This window comes from Streptomyces sp. NPDC097107 (assembly GCF_044762405.1).
GTDB lineage: Bacteria > Actinomycetota > Actinomycetes > Streptomycetales > Streptomycetaceae > Streptomyces > Streptomyces thinghirensis.
Genome location: NZ_JBIWEF010000010.1, coordinates 249,467 through 263,953 on the forward strand (window position 1 = coordinate 249,467; position 14,487 = coordinate 263,953).

The 14,487-nt window shown below is 70.4% G+C and carries 13 protein-coding genes; 3 read left to right on the plus strand and 10 right to left on the minus strand.

The genetic code is table 11. The features are described 5' to 3' along the window. Nucleotides 1-8: 8 nt before the first annotated feature. From orn to ACIQ1J_RS24820, 3 genes are all read right to left on the minus strand, one after another. Nucleotides 9-611 (minus strand): oligoribonuclease, encoded by a 603-nt coding sequence (gene orn, locus ACIQ1J_RS24810; protein WP_121747124.1) that lies wholly within the window; start codon nt 609-611, stop codon nt 9-11. 198 nt (nt 612-809) lie between these two features. Further along, the gene (locus ACIQ1J_RS24815) at nt 810-2,000 is read right to left on the minus strand and encodes a helix-turn-helix domain-containing protein (protein ID WP_403560102.1); all 1,191 of its coding nucleotides are present in this window, start codon (nt 1,998-2,000) and stop codon (nt 810-812) included. A gap of 387 nt (nt 2,001-2,387) precedes the next feature. Continuing rightward, the gene (locus ACIQ1J_RS24820) at nt 2,388-2,759 is read right to left on the minus strand and encodes a hypothetical protein (protein WP_403560104.1); all 372 of its coding nucleotides are present in this window, start codon (nt 2,757-2,759) and stop codon (nt 2,388-2,390) included. A 294-nt stretch (nt 2,760-3,053) separates the two neighbouring features. Here ACIQ1J_RS24820 and ACIQ1J_RS24825 point away from each other — a divergent pair, with 294 nt between their 5' ends. Further along, complete coding sequence (locus tag ACIQ1J_RS24825; RefSeq protein ID WP_210963438.1) at nt 3,054-3,581, plus strand: universal stress protein; 528 nt, start codon at nt 3,054-3,056, stop codon at nt 3,579-3,581. A gap of 141 nt (nt 3,582-3,722) precedes the next feature. Further along, the gene (locus tag ACIQ1J_RS24830; RefSeq protein ID WP_403560106.1) at nt 3,723-4,280 is read left to right on the plus strand and encodes a GPR1/FUN34/YaaH family transporter; all 558 of its coding nucleotides are present in this window, start codon (nt 3,723-3,725) and stop codon (nt 4,278-4,280) included. A gap of 149 nt (nt 4,281-4,429) precedes the next feature. On the opposite strand, the gene glmS is transcribed toward ACIQ1J_RS24830, so the two are convergent. From glmS to ACIQ1J_RS24845, 3 genes are all read right to left on the minus strand, one after another. Continuing rightward, nucleotides 4,430-6,247: a glutamine--fructose-6-phosphate transaminase (isomerizing) gene (gene glmS, locus ACIQ1J_RS24835; protein WP_403560108.1), complete on the minus strand. Its 1,818-nt coding sequence runs from the start codon at nt 6,245-6,247 to the stop codon at nt 4,430-4,432. Nucleotides 6,248-6,280: 33 nt separating this feature from the next. Continuing rightward, nucleotides 6,281-6,538 (minus strand): hypothetical protein, encoded by a 258-nt coding sequence (locus tag ACIQ1J_RS24840; protein ID WP_210963441.1) that lies wholly within the window; start codon nt 6,536-6,538, stop codon nt 6,281-6,283. A 78-nt stretch (nt 6,539-6,616) separates the two neighbouring features. After that, entirely contained in the window at nt 6,617-7,519 is a 903-nt protein-coding gene (locus ACIQ1J_RS24845; RefSeq protein ID WP_403560111.1) for a DUF4429 domain-containing protein, read from the minus strand. Between the two features lie 90 nt (nt 7,520-7,609). On the opposite strand from ACIQ1J_RS24845, the gene ACIQ1J_RS24850 reads away from it, so the two are divergent. Then, on the plus strand, nt 7,610-9,223 hold the full coding sequence (locus ACIQ1J_RS24850) for a beta-N-acetylhexosaminidase (protein WP_403560113.1): 1,614 nt from the start codon (nt 7,610-7,612) through the stop codon (nt 9,221-9,223). A gap of 70 nt (nt 9,224-9,293) precedes the next feature. Here the strand turns inward: ACIQ1J_RS24850 and ACIQ1J_RS24855 are convergent, their stop codons facing one another. From ACIQ1J_RS24855 to desA, 4 genes are read right to left on the minus strand one after another with little or no spacing between them, the layout of a single operon-like run. Beyond that, the gene (locus tag ACIQ1J_RS24855; RefSeq protein WP_403560115.1) at nt 9,294-11,066 is read right to left on the minus strand and encodes an IucA/IucC family protein; all 1,773 of its coding nucleotides are present in this window, start codon (nt 11,064-11,066) and stop codon (nt 9,294-9,296) included. Beyond that, entirely contained in the window at nt 11,063-11,620 is a 558-nt protein-coding gene (locus tag ACIQ1J_RS24860; protein ID WP_403560117.1) for a GNAT family N-acetyltransferase, read from the minus strand. The genes ACIQ1J_RS24855 and ACIQ1J_RS24860 overlap by 4 nt, the downstream gene beginning before the upstream one ends. Further along, entirely contained in the window at nt 11,617-12,897 is a 1,281-nt protein-coding gene (locus ACIQ1J_RS24865; protein WP_403560119.1) for a lysine N(6)-hydroxylase/L-ornithine N(5)-oxygenase family protein, read from the minus strand. Before ACIQ1J_RS24865 ends, ACIQ1J_RS24860 begins: the two co-directional genes overlap by 4 nt. Then, nucleotides 12,881-14,323 (minus strand): lysine decarboxylase DesA, encoded by a 1,443-nt coding sequence (gene desA, locus ACIQ1J_RS24870; RefSeq protein WP_403560121.1) that lies wholly within the window; start codon nt 14,321-14,323, stop codon nt 12,881-12,883. The genes ACIQ1J_RS24865 and desA overlap by 17 nt, the downstream gene beginning before the upstream one ends. Nucleotides 14,324-14,487 lie beyond the last annotated feature (164 nt).

A 14,487-nucleotide genomic window follows, 5' to 3' on the forward strand; every position in this document is an offset into this window, starting at 1 on the left:
GTGTGCTGTTACCGGGCCCGCACGACGTGCTTCGCGGCGATCGCCTTGGCGGTTTCGGAGTCGGGGCCGGGCTGCGGGACGAAGACGGCTTCCCGGTAGTAGCGCAGTTCGGCGATGGATTCGCGGATGTCGGCGAGCGCGCGGTGGTTGCCGTTCTTCTCGGGGCTGTTGAAGTACGCCCTCGGGTACCAGCGGCGGGCCAGCTCCTTGATCGAGGAGACGTCGACGATCCGGTAGTGGAGGTAGTCCTCCAGCGTCGCCATGTCCCTCAGCAGGAAGCCGCGGTCGGTGCCGACCGAGTTGCCGCACAGCGGGGCCTTGCCGGGCTCCTTCACGTGCTCCCGGACGTAGGCCAGGACCTGCGCCTCGGCGTCCGCCAGCGTCGTGCCGCCGTCGAGCTCGGCGAGCAGGCCGGACGCGGTGTGCATCTGACGCACCACCTCCGGCATCGTCTCCAGCGCCCGCTCCGGCGGACGGATGACGATGTCGACACCTTCGCCGAGGATGTTCAGCTCGGAGTCGGTGACGAGGGCGGCCACCTCGATGAGAGCGTCGTCGGACAGCGAGAGGCCGGTCATCTCGCAGTCGATCCACACCATGCGATCGTTCATGCGGACACCCTACGGCTGACCTCCGTCGGACGGGCCCCCGGCATCGGTGTGGGCCTCGCCGGGGGCTGCCGCCCACGGGCCCCCGCGTCGGCCTGGACGGCCTCGTCCTCGAACGCCGGACGGGCCGAGTGGGTCGGCCCGAGGGGCGTCGGAGGGGGCGGCCGGACGGACGGAACCGCCCGTCCGGCGTTCACAGGTTCACGGCGCGCTGCGCTGCCCCGGCAGGCTCGCCGCCGCCGGTATCGGTGGCGCGCTGCGGCGGCTCTGGTACGGGACCGCGCTCTCCGGTGGCAGGGCGGCGGCCTCGGGTGGGACGGGGACCCGGGAGGCTCCCTCGGGGCCGGCCTCCGGGGCCACCGGCCGCTCACCCTGCGGGCGGCGGGCCCGGTAGGCGGCGCGGTAGGCGGCCGGGGAGGAACCGAGCTGGCGGCGGAAGTGGCCGCGCAGTGCCACCGGGGAGCGGAAGCCGCAGCGGCCCGCGACCTCGTCCACCGAGTAGTCGGACGTCTCCAGCAGGCGCTGCGCCTGGAGCACCCGCTGGGTGATCAGCCACTGCAGCGGGGCGCTGCCGGTGAGCGAGCGGAAGCGGCGGTCGAAGGTGCGGCGGCTCATGTACGCGCGGGCCGCCAGCGTCTCCACGTCGAACTGCTCGTGGAGGTGCTCCAGCGCCCAGGCGACGACCTCGGCGAGCGGGTCGGCGCCGATCTCCTCCGGTAAAGACCTGTCGAGGTAGCGCTCCTGGCCCCCCGAGCGGCGCGGCGGGACCACCAGGCGGCGGGCCAGCGCGCCGGCCGCCTCGTTGCCGTGGTCCGTGCGCACTATGTGCAGGCACAGGTCGATGCCGGCCGCGGTGCCCGCCGACGTCAGCACGTCGCCGTCGTCCACGAACAGCTCGCGCGGATCGACGTGCACCGACGGATAGCGCTTGGCCAGCGTCGGCGCGTACATCCAGTGGGTGGTCGCGGGGCGGCCGTCGAGCAGGCCCGCCGCCGCGAGTACGAAGGCGCCGGTGCACAGCCCGACTATGCGGGCACCCTCCTCGTGCGCGCGGCGCAGGGCGTCGAGCGCGTCCTCCGGTGGCGGAGAGGTGATCGACCGCCAGGCGGGCACCACGACGGTGCCGGCCCGGGAGATCGCCTCCAGGCCCTGGGGCGCGGTGAGTTCCAGGCCCCCCGTGGTCCGCAGCGGGCCCTCCTCGCCGGCGCACACCAGCAGCCGGTAGCGCGGTACGCCCGCGTCCTGGCGGTCGATCCCGAACACCGACAGCGGTATGGAACTCTCGAAAATGGGGCCGCCGCTGAACAGCAGCACCGCGACGATCTCCTTGCGGCGTCGCCCGGAGAGCTTCCGGGCCGCGGTTTCCGGCGCGGCAGTGGAGTCGTGGCTCATAATTGCTAAGCCCCCCTCGGTGGTCGCGGCGCCCTGATCCTTTCGGGTCTGTCGCTCCAACACGTTTCCCCTCGGTCCTGCACGAGTCCCCCGCCGTAGACAGTCAAGATCGAATCTACTGTGTCCCATCGCGCCAAGGTGGCCGGTTCGGCACTTGGGACATTGTCGACATGGCAACTTGGCGTGAAGCAGTCGATCACGAAGCGTGGCACTCCGGGGCGCCCCAGGGAAGTGCGCCTTGTCGCAGTGGCCAATCCCCGTAGGGTGCGCAGGGTCCCGGAGACCCTTTCCGTGCAGGTGGAACGGGTGTTGGGGGGTGGTGGGGGGCAGTGATGAGCCACCCTCAGAAGTTGGCTGAAAAGAAGCGGACGCGTGCGCGGAAACCGGTCAGTCGACCGGTGTGTTTTCCCCTGCGTGCCGTCCGCCCCTGCGGGCCGGCGGCCCGGCCCGGTGCCGGCGCCCGGCCCGGTGCCGGCGTCCGGCCCGCACCGCGCCATCCTCGCCGGCCGGCCGCGCCGCGACGCGCTCGGACCGGCGCAGCAGCAGGCGGCAGGCGCCGGTGACGGCGGCCAGGCCGAGGGCCGTGCCGGCGGCGCCGGCGAACGAGGTGCCGTACCAGAGGAGTACGACCGGGACGAGGAAGCAGCTGAAGGCCGCCCAGCGGACGAGATCGGTGACGCCGTCCCGGGACGGTGCGGCCGGATCGTGGACGGCGGGTGCACCGGACGGCGGCTCGGAGGGCTGGTGCGGTCCGGACATGTGTGCTCCCTGGGGCTGGCGGCATGGAGATCAACGTTTGTGCGAAGCGCCGGTCACGACCGAGCACCGACAGTTGAATCCTGTGCAAACCGCCTGTACAGCGCAGCAACCATTGCGTTACGGGCGCCCCCTCGGGCATGCTCCGGGGAACCCGTGGCGGACCGTACGCGGGATCTGGCGAAGGAGGCGTGGCGCCGTACCCTTGGGGGTATGGGGTTGGGAAGACCATTCCCGGACACACAGCTCCGCCGCACACTGTTGTCCCCCATAGAGGATAAAAACGCCGAGACAGCCATGGCCGGTCACTCATTCTTCGAACCCGCGGACCGCAAGCGGCCCGTCGCCGAACCTACGGCGGCGGAGCCCCTGGCGGCCGAAGAGCCACGCCAGTCGTGCGACCCAGCCTTCAAGCACGGCGTCGTCGTCGGCTTCGACGGCTCCACGTCCAGTGAGCGTGCCCTCGCGTACGCCATCGGCATGGCACGCCGCCTCGGCTCGGGCCTGGTCATCGTGCACGTGGCCAACCGGCTGCCCACCACCGTGTGGGCCGGCTGCGAGCCCCCCGTCTTCGTCGACGTACCGGACCACCGCACCGAGGTGCTGGGTCTGGAGCTGGCGTGCGCGGACTATCTCGCCGAGGTGCCCTGGATCCTGGTCGAGCGCGGCGGCGACATCTGCCACGAACTCGAGGAGGTCGGCCGGGAGTACGAGGCGGACGCCATCGTCGTCGGCTCCAGCCACGGCCTGGTGGGCCGGCTCTTCGGCTCCGTCGCCGGCCGGCTCGCCAAGCGGGCGAAGCGGCCCGTGGTGGTCATTCCGTAACAGTCCGGGCGGCGGTTGTGGCCGCCTCGGGACCCCCTCCGGTCATGCAGCGTGAAGCTACCGACGCGTAGAGGTGTTTGTGCCCTTGTGAAGGGCATATACGGGTCACCGTACACCGCACATGCATGAAGGGAGCCCGCCGTGGACAACGACGTCTCTGCGGGAAGCACCACCACGATCGCCGGCCGACTCGCTCTCGGTGTCACCCTGCTGGCCTTCGGCGTCGGCCACACCGGCGTGGTCGACGGCGTGACGGCCGCCGACGCCGTGACCGTCGCCCAGTACGTCGGCGGCGTCGCCCTCTTCGTCGCCGGTCTGCTCGCCCTGCGCGACCGGGACACCGCCTCCGGTACGGCCTTCACCGTGCTCGGCGCGCTGTGGTTCACCTGGGCCGTCTCGGTCGGCGGCCAGGTCTCCGCCAACGCGGCGGGACTCTTCCTGCTCCTGTTCGCCCTCGTCGCCCTCTCCCTGACGTTCGCCGGCGGCGATCCGCTCGGGCAGGGGACGTACGGGCTGCTCTGCGTGTCCCTGCTGCTGCTCTCGATCGCCGCCTTCGCGGACACCGGGGCGCTGGGGAAGGCGGGCGGGTGGTTCGCCGTCGCCGCGGGCGTGGTCGCCTGGTACGCGGCGACGGCGGTGCCGGCGCACTGGCCCACGGGTGTCTCGCGACGCGCCGCGGGCCGGGGTGTGACGGTTTAGCCGCCGCAGGCCGGGGGTCGGGCGGCTCCCCGGCGACGGGACGGCCCCCCACGTGTTGGTGGCACACCTGGGGGGCCGTTCGGTTGCGTTGCCCGTGCGGGCGGGTGGAAGGATGCTCGCGCAGTTCCCCGCGCCCCCGAAAAGGGCCTCTACTCCACCGTCACCGACTTGGCGAGGTTGCGCGGCTTGTCGATGTCCCTGCCCAGGGACAGGGCCGTGTGGTAGGCGAGGAGTTGGAGCGGGATGCCCATCAGGATGGGGTCCAGTTCGTCCTCGTTCTTCGGGACGACGATGGTGTGGTCGGCCTTCTCCTGCTCCTGGTGGGCGACGGCGAGGATCTGGCCGCTGCGGGCCTTGATCTCCTCCATGGCCGCGCGGTTCTTCTCCAGCAGGTCGTCGTCCGGCACGATCGCGACCGTCGGCAGGGCCGGCTCGATCAGCGCGAGCGGACCGTGCTTCAGCTCGGAGGCCGGGTAGGCCTCGGCGTGGATGTAGGAGACCTCCTTGAGCTTCAGGGAGGCCTCGCGGGCGACCGGGTAGCCACGGACGCGGCCGATGAAGAGCATCGAGCGGGCGTCGGCGTACTGCGCGGCCAGCTTCTTGATGTCCTCCTCCCGCTCCAGCATCTCGGAGATCTGCTGCGGCAGCTTGCGCAGGCCCTCGATGATCCGCTTGCCGTCGCGCACGGACAGGTCGCGGGTGCGGCCCAGGTGCAGGGCGAGCAGCGCGAAGGCGACGCAGGTGTTGGTGAAGCACTTGGTGGAGACGACGCAGACCTCGGGGCCGGCGTGCACGTACATGCCGCCGTCGGCCTCGCGGGCGATCGCCGAGCCGACCACGTTGACGATGCCGAGGACGCGGGCGCCCTTGCGCTTCAGCTCCTGCACGGCGGCCAGCACGTCGTACGTCTCACCGGACTGGGAGACGGCGATGTACAGGGTGTCGGGGTCGACGACCGCGTTGCGGTAGCGGAACTCGGAGGCGGGCTCGGCGTCCGCGGGGATGCGGGCCAGCTCCTCGATCATCTGGGCGCCGATCTGGCCGGCGTGGTACGAGGTGCCGCAGCCGAGGATCTTCACGCGGCGCACGGCGCGCGCGTCGCGGGCGTCCAGGTTGAGGCCGCCGAGGTGCACGGTGGAGAAGCGGTCGTCGATCCGGCCGCGCAGCACGCGGTCCACGGCCTCGGCCTGCTCGTGGATCTCCTTGTGCATGTAGGTGTCGTGGCCGCCCATGTCGTAGGAGGCGGCCTCCCACTCCACGGTGGTGGGCTCGGCGGTGGTGCGGGTGCCCTCGGTGGTGTAGGTGCGGAAGTCGTCGGCCTTGAGGGTGGCCATCTCGCCGTCGTCGAGGGTGACTATCTGGCGGGTGTGGGCGACCAGCGCGGCGATGTCCGAGGCGACGAACATCTCCTTCTCGCCGATGCCGAGGACGACCGGCGAGCCGTTGCGGGCGACGACGATGCGCTCGGGGAAGTCGGCGTGCATCACGGCGATGCCGTAGGTGCCCTCGATCAGCCGGAGGGTCTCACGGACCTTGTCCTCCAGCTTCTGGGCCTCGGAGCGGGCGATGAGGTGGACGAGGACCTCGGTGTCGGTCTCGGAGAGGAACTCGACACCGTCCGCCTCCAGTTTGCGGCGCAGGTCGGCGGCGTTGTCGATGATGCCGTTGTGCACGACGGCGACCTTGTTGTCGGCCGACATGTGCGGGTGGGCGTTCAGGTCGGACGGGGCGCCGTGGGTGGCCCAGCGGGTGTGGGCGATGCCGGTGGTGCCCTTGAAGCGCGCCGGGACCTTGGCCTCCAGGTCGCGGACCCGGCCCTTGGCCTTGACCATCTTCAGGCCGGCCGCCTTCGGCGAGGTGACGACGATGCCCGCCGAGTCGTAGCCGCGGTACTCCAGGCGCTGGAGGCCCTCCAGCAGCAGGGGGGCGACGTCACGCTTGCCGATGTATCCGACGATTCCGCACATGTATACGTAAACCTCGTGTCCCTCTTCGGCTTCTCAGCCGTAGACGATGCGGCGCAGCTGGCGGAGCGACAGCTCCGGCGGTGCGACCGCCCGGTATTTCAGGTCCGCCGCGATCCGTTCGAAGATCGTCGCGTTCACCAGGCCCTGGGCCTGGAGCTCGCGGTGGCGGCGACGGACGTACTCCTCGGTCGTCTCGTCGAAGTAGGCGAGCACGTCCTGGATCACGCGCAGCGCCTCGCCCCGGCTCAGGGGGGTGGACCGCGTCAGATGATCAACGAGTTCGTCGTGCACCCGGTAGATCCTGGGGTACGAGTGAGGGTTTCGCAAGAATCCTGCCCGATATCGGGCAAGCCTGCCGCATGTGTGTGACTACATCCGCTTCAGTACCGCCTGCTTCGCCAGGGTGAACTCCTCGTCCGTCAGCACCCCGGAGCGGTGCAGCTCGCCCAGTTCCCGCAGCCGGCGCAGCAGCGCGTCGTGGTCGTCCTCGGCGGCGGGGGCTGGGGCTGGGGCTGGGGCGGGCGCGTCCTCGGCCGGCCGGGCGTCCTCCAGGGCGGCCCGGGCCGCCGGTGTGGCCGGGTGCGGGAGGCGGGCCTGCACGGCCGCGGCCACCAGCGCCATCAGCGGGTCCCTCTTGAAGCCCCACAACTCCACCGCGTTGGGGTCGTACTTGGGCGGCGCCTTGGTCGGCGCCGCCCGCACGGTGAAGCGGAGGTGGCCGTTCTCCAGGCCGACCGTCGGCTGCCACTCCACCGCGGTGATGTCCGTGAGGGGCAGGGTGCGCGCTCCGGCGGCCGACTTGGCGTCCTCCGCCTGCCACTTCCACTCCAGACGCACGCGTTCGCCGTCGAAGCTCGCGATGCCGTCCCCGGCGGACACCGACAGCGGTACGGACGGGCCGGGCAGCAGGTAGGCGTCCACCGGGCCGGACGGAACCTGGTCGAGGAGCAGGGCGTTGCGCACCTCGTCCACGAAGTACTCTGCGACGCCGTACCGGTCGGACTCCACGATCAGCTGGTACGGGTCGTGCGGCTCGGCCAGCCGGCCGCCGGTCGCGTGCAGCAACGGGTCGGCGCCGTCCCGCAGGCGCAGCCGCAACCGCCCCGTCCTCTTGCCCTGCTCGAACGATATGCCCGCCAACGCCGCCAGCGGGACGAGTAGTTCACCCAGTTCCCTGCGGAGCAGACCGACGTTCTTGTCCCGCCCGGGAGTCAGCCGCAGGGTGTCGCCGTCGAAGACCCACGTTCCGTCCTTCTGGATGATTTCCGCCATGCGCGGATTGTTTCACCGCTTCTGCGTACGGCGGTTGTGAGGGAGAGTGGTCCACACCCCCATCTGTGCACCATCGTGAAGGGAGCGCACGTGAGACCTCTTCGACGGCACCACAGAACGACTCCCCGGCTGTCCCGGATCCTGGGCTCGCTGCTGCTGGTCGCCGCGGTCGGCGCCATGACCACCGGCGCGGCGCCGGACCGGAGGACGCCGGCGACCACCCCCCTGGACCGGGTGATTCCGGCTCCCGCGTCGGTCGACCCGGGCGGCTCCCCGTACCGCATCACCCGCGGCACCCACATCCGCGTCGACGGCTCGCGCGAGGCCCGCCGCGTCGGCGACTACCTCGCGGACCTCCTGCGGCCCTCCACCGGTTACCGGCTCCCCGTCACCTCCCACGGTCACGGCGGCATACAGCTCCGCCTGGCCGAGGGCCCGTACGGCGACGAGGGCTACCGCCTGGACAGCGGTCGCGGCGGCGTCACCATCACCGCCCGCGAGGCCGCCGGGCTCTTCCACGGCGTCCAGACCCTCCGTCAGCTCCTGCCCGCCGCCGTCGAGAAGGACTCCGCGCAGCCCGGACCATGGCTGGTCGCGGGCGGCACCATCGAGGACACCCCGCGCTACGGCTGGCGCGGCGCCATGCTGGACGTCTCCCGGCACTTCTTCACCGTCGACGAGGTCAAGCGCTACATCGACCGGCTCGCCCTCTACAAGTACAACAAGCTCCACCTGCACCTCAGCGACGACCAGGGCTGGCGCATCGCCATCGACTCCTGGCCGCGCCTGGCGACGTACGGCGGCTCCACGGAGGTCGGCGGCGGCCCCGGCGGCTACTACACCAAGGCCGACTACCGGGAGATCCTGCGCTACGCCGCCTCCCGCCACCTGGAGGTGATCCCCGAGATCGACATGCCGGGCCACACCAACGCGGCCCTCGCCTCCTACGCCGAGCTGAACTGCGACGGCGTGGCACCCCCGCTGTACACCGGCACCAAGGTCGGCTTCAGCTCGCTGTGCGTGGACAAGGAGGTCACCTACGACTTCGTGGACGACGTCGTGCGCGAGATCGCCGCGCTCACCCCGGGCCGCTACCTCCACATCGGCGGCGACGAGGCGCACTCCACCCCGCACGAGGACTTCGTGGAGTTCATGGACCGGGTGCAGCCGGTCGTCGCGAAGTACGGCAAGACGGTCATCGGCTGGCACCAGCTGGCCGGCGCCACCCCCGCCGAGGGCGCGCTGGTCCAGTACTGGGGCCTGGACCGCACCAGCGACGCGGAGAAGGCGCAGGTCGCGAAGGCCGCCCAGAACGGGACCGGGCTGATCCTCTCCCCGGCCGACCGGACGTACCTGGACATGAAGTACACCAAGGACACTCCGCTGGGCCTGTCCTGGGCGGGCTACGTGGAGGCGCGGCGGTCCTACGACTGGGACCCGGCCGCCTATCTGCCGGGCGCCCCGGCCTCCGCGGTCCGCGGCGTCGAGGCGCCGATGTGGACGGAGACCCTGGAGACCCCGGACCAGCTCGACTTCATGGCCTTCCCGAGGCTGCCGGGCGTCGCCGAGCTGGGCTGGTCCCCGGCCAAGACGCACGACTGGGACACCTACAAGGTCCGGCTCGCCGAGCAGGCACCGCGCTGGGAGGCGCTGGGGATCGACTACTACCGGTCGCCGCAGGTGCCCTGGACGGCCGCTGACTGACCCGCAATACTCGACGGGCACCCCGGAGGACCGTCTCCGGGGTGCCCGCCCGTCTGCCAGGGGCCGTCGGCTAGCGGCCCGCGATGGGGTTCTTCAGATTCCCGATGAGCTGGAGCGCGCCGGACGGATCCGCGAGGTCCACCATCTGCTCGTTGTTGCGCAGCTGGAGCCGGTTGAGGCAGGACAGCGCGAACTCGGGCGCGAACATGTCGTACCGGTCGAACTTCTCGGCCAGTTCCGGCACCGACTCCTGGTACTCGCGGGTGACCTCCGCGACCGTCCGCCAGAAGACGTCCTCCTCCACGATCCCCTCGCCGGCGAGGTTCGCGGCGAGGAAGCGGAAGAAGCAGTCGAAGACGTCCGTGAAGATCGACAGGAGCTTCTTGTCCTCCGGGACCTCGACCGCGATCCGGGAGACCTCCGGCGGCAGCACCGCGTCCGGGTCCATCACCGCGATCTCCTCGGCGATGTCCTTGTAGACCGCGCGCTGCACCACCCCGTCCTTCAGGACCAGGATGACGTTCTCGCCGTGCGGCATGTACACCAGGTCGTAGGCGTAGAAGCTGTGCAGCAGCGGGACGAAGTAGGCCCGCAGGTAGTGCCGCAGCCACTCGGCGGGCGCGAGACCCGACCGCTCGATCAGCGCGCCCGCGAAGGAGGCGCCCTCGTGGTCGACGTGGACCAGGGAGGCCATGGTGGCGAGGGTCTCGCCGTCCCGGAGGGACGGCACCGGGCTCTGACGCCACAGCGCCGCCAGCATCTTGCGGTACGGCGAGTAGCGGTCGGTGGCCTGCTCGTACTCCAGGTGCCGGTAGCCGACGGCCGCCCGCTCCCGGATGATCGACAGGCCCGTCGACTTCAGCACCGGGTCGCCCTCGATGAGCTGGGCCAGCCAGTCGTTGATGGCCGGTGTCGCTTCCATGTACGCCGCCGACAGGCCGCGCATGAAGCCCATGTTGATGACGGACAGGGCCGTCTTCACGTAGTGCTTCTCGGGGTGCGAGGTGTTGAAGAAGGTGCGGATGGACTGCTGTGCCAGGTACTCGTCGTCGCCCTCGCCGAGGCAGACCAGGTGCCCGCGGGCGACCTCGGCGGCGAAGGTGACGGTGAGCTTGTTCCACCACTGCCAGGGGTGGACCGGGATGAACAGGTAGTCGGACGGGTCCAGGCCCCGCTCGCGCAGCACGCCGTGGAAGCGGTCGACGGTCGCCTCGCCCAGCTCGTCCCGTACGAAGGACTCGTACTCGATCCCGGCACCGGCCGTGAACGCCGCCCGCGAGCGGTGCGCGGCCAGCCACACCAGCCGGATGGGGCTCGCGGTCTCCGGGGCGTACGACAGGTACTCGTGGATGCCGAAGCCGAGCCGCCCGTTGTTGGCGACGAAGCAGGGGTGGCCCTCGGTCATGCCGGTCTCGACGGCCTGGAAGCCGCTGTCCGCCAGCTCGGCTGAGGTGAGCTTCGGCTTGGTGAGCTTGTAGCAGGTGCCGGAGAGGGTGGAGGAGATCTCCTCCAGGTACACGGGCAGGATCGCGTCGCTCAGGCCCAGGGACTCCTTCAGCTCGACGAAGAAGTCCAGTGCGGCGAGCGGGAGATCGGTGCCGTCGCGGTGGCGGGTGATCGAGTCCGCGTCCACCTGCCAGTGGTCCAGGGCGCGGACGGTGGCGGTGAAGCGGTACTCGGTCTTGCCGTCGTCGGAGCGGACGGCGTACGCGTCACCCGCGGACTGCTCCGGCGTGATCAGCCGCTCGTGCGTGAACTCGGCGAGGGCCTTGCGGATCAGGAGGCGGTTGGCCTGGTCCCAGCGCTCGGGGGAGAGGTGGGCGACGGCGTCGGCGAGGCTCATGCGGACACCGCCTTCTCGAACTGCTCGCGGGTGCAGAAGCTCAGCAACGCCTTCTTCTCCGGCTTCTGGATCTCGCGCTCGGGCACGAATCCGACGGCTGCGTTCAGGGCGTGGACGGCCTTGTTGCCGAGGTCCGGTTCGACGACGACGCGGGCGGTCGCCGGGTCGGCGAACAGTTCGGCCATGACGGCGGTGATGACGGCGCGGGTGAAGCCGTGCACGGGCCGGTCGGTGGGGGCGACCAGGAAGTGCATGCCGACGTCGCCCGGCTCGGGCTCGTACAGGCCGACCAGCTCGCGGTGGGCCGGGTCGTACCTCTCCATCAGGAAGGCGGGGACGCCGTCGTGCAGGCCGATGTGGGCGTGGTGGTGCTCGTCGGCGGCTATCTCCATGTAGGCGCGCTCGACGTCGACCAGCCTCGCTTCCTGCATCATCCAGAACGCGGACTTGGGGTGCGTGACCCAGCCGTGCAGCAGCTCGGCGTCCTTCAGCGGGTCGAGGGGGCGGAGGGTGAGCGCGCCGATGCCGGCGGCCGTGGGGGTGGTGGTGCTCATGCGCTGAACTCCTGGAACGCGATCGACTTCTCGACCGGGTAGTACTCGGTGCCGAGCAGCTCTCGGACGATGTAGCTGTTGCGATAGGCACCCATGCCCAGATCGGGGCTGGTGATGCTGTGCGTGTGGACACCCGCGTTCTGCAGGAACACGCCGCCGCCCGTGACGTCGACGGCGTAGTTGCGGGCGACGTCGAAGTTGCCCTGGGAGTCGTAGCGCAGCCGGTCCCGGACGGGCTTGAGGAACTCCGGCTCGGCGTACCGGTAGCCGGTGGCCAGGATCAGCCCCTCGGTGTCGATCTCGAAGTCCTTGCCCTGCTCCTCCTGGCGGAAGCCGAGCGTGTACGTGCCGTCCGCGTACCGGGCGTCGGTCAGCGCCGAGTTGGTGAGCAGGCGGGTGGGGACGGGACCGCCGAGCCTCTTCTGGTAGAGCAGGTCGAAGATCTCGTTGATCAGGTCGCCGTCGATGCCCTTGAACAGGCCCTTCTGCTCGCCGGTGAGGCGGTAGCGGGTCGGCTCCGGGAGCGCGTGGTAGTAGTCCACGTACTCCGGCGAGGTCATCTCCAGGGTGAGCTTGGTGTATTCGAGGGGGAAGAAGCGCGGGGAGCGGGTGACCCAGTTGAGCTGGTAGCCGTGGACGTCGATCTCGCCGAGCAGGTCGTGGTAGATCTCGGCGGCGGACTGGCCGCTGCCGACCAGCGTGATCGACTTCTTCTTCACCAGCTCCGCCCGGTGCTGCACGTAGCGGGAGTTGTGGATGAAGTCGCCGGCCAGGCCCCGGCAGGCGTCCGGGATGTGCGGCGGGGTGCCGGTGCCGAGGACCAGGCGGCGGGCGCGGTACGTGTCGCCGCCCGTGGTCGCGACGACGTACAGCTCGTCCCGCTCGTCGTACGTCACCTCGGTGACCGTCGTGCCGAAGCGGACGCAGCTCAGTCTGTTCGCGGCCCAGCGGCAGTAGTCGTCGTACTCGACGCGCAGCGGGTAGAAGTTCTCCCGGATGTAGAACGAGTACAGCCGGCCCTTCTCCTTCAGGTAGTTGAGGAAGGAGTACGGGGACGTCGGGTCGGCGAGGGTGACCAGGTCCGACATGAACGGGGTCTGGAGGTGGGCGCCGTCCAGGAACATGCCGGCGTGCCACTCGAAGTCCGGCTTGGACTCGAGGAAGACGCCGTTCAGCTCGCCGATGGGCTCGGTGAGGCAGGCCAGGCCGAGGTTGAAGGGGCCGAGGCCGATCCCCACGAAGTCGTACGGGGCACTGGCTTCAGGAAGCGCGGTCAAGGGACTCTCCCAGGTACTGCTCGGCGTGGCCGGCGATCAGGTCGAGGACGGCGGCGATGTCGGCCGTGGTCGTCTCGGGGTTGAGCAGGGTGAACTTCAGGTAGTGGCGTCCGGCCACCTTGGTGCCCGCGACCACGGCGTCGCCGGAGGCGAACAGGGCCTTGCGGGCGTACAGGTTGGCGCGGTCGATCTCGGCGGGGTCGGTGACGGCCGCCGGTATGCAGCGGAAGACCAGGGTGGAGAGCGACGGCTGGACCACGACGTCGAAGCGCGGGTCGGCGGCGAGCAGTTTCCAGCCCTCGGCGGCCAGGTCGCATACCTCGTCGAACAGCTCGCCGATGCCGTCGGCGCCCATCACGCGCAGGGTCATCCACAGCTTGAGCGCGTCGAAGCGGCGGGTGGTCTGGAGGGACTTGTCCACCTGGTTGGGGATACGTTCCTGCACCATGCGGCGCGGGTTGAGGTACTCCGCGTGGTAGGTGGCGTGACGCAGAGTGGCCGCGTCCCGGACCAGCACGGCCGACGAACTCACCGGCTGGAAGAAGGACTTGTGGTAGTCCACGGTGACCGAGTCGGCGCGCTCGATGCCCTCGATGCGGTCCCGGTACTTCAGGGAGGCGAGCAGCCCGCAGCCGTAGGCCGCGTCCACGTGCATCCACACGCCGTACTGCTCGCACAGTTCGGCGATCTCGGGCAGCGGGTCGATGGAGCCGAAGTCGGTGGTGCCGCCGGTGGCGACGACGGCCATCGGGACGAGGCCGTCCGCGGCGCAGCGCTCCAGTTCGCGGGCGAGGGCGACGGTCTGCATGCGCTTGTCGTGGTCGACGGGGATCGACACGACGGCGTCGGGGCCGAGGCCGAGGAGTTTCGCCGACTTCCTGACGCTGAAGTGGCTGACCTCCGAGGCGAAGACGCGCAGGTCGGCGAAGTCTTCCGTCTTCGCCTCCTCGCGGGCCAGCAGCAGCGCCTGGAGGTTGGACTGGGTGCCGCCGGAGGTGAACACGCCGTCGGCCGCCGGGCCGAGACCGATGCGGGCGGTGGTCCAGTCGATCAGCTTCCGCTCGATCAGCGTGCCGCCGGCCGACTGGTCCCAGGTGTCCAGCGAGGAGTTGACGGCGGACAGGACCGCCTCGCCGAGCACGGCCGGGATGACCACCGGGCAGTTGAGGTGGGCGAGGTAGCGGGGGTGGTGGAAGTAGACGGCGTCGCGGAGGTAGACGTCCTCCAGCTCGTCGAGGACCGCCGTCGTGTCGTGCAGCGGCTTGTCGAGGTCGATCTCGTCGATGCGGGGGGAGAGGGCGTCGACCGTGACGCCGGTGAACGGGCGGTCGGTGGTGGCGATTTTGGCGGCCACCCGCTCGACTCCTTCGGTCACGGAGCGGCGGTACTGCTCCGCGGTGGTGTCGTTGAGCAGGTGCGAGCGCATGCGGGGGTCCTCCGGTTGGGGACGGGCCGAGAGGGGGACGGGGAGGGCGAAGCCCTTGCTTCGACTTAGGTTAGCCTAACCTAAGTAACTTCGATCAAACGCGAACCTCTGCGTGACTGTCATCACTTGCGCATCATCTGGGCGTTGCAGACGGTGAGTTGAGG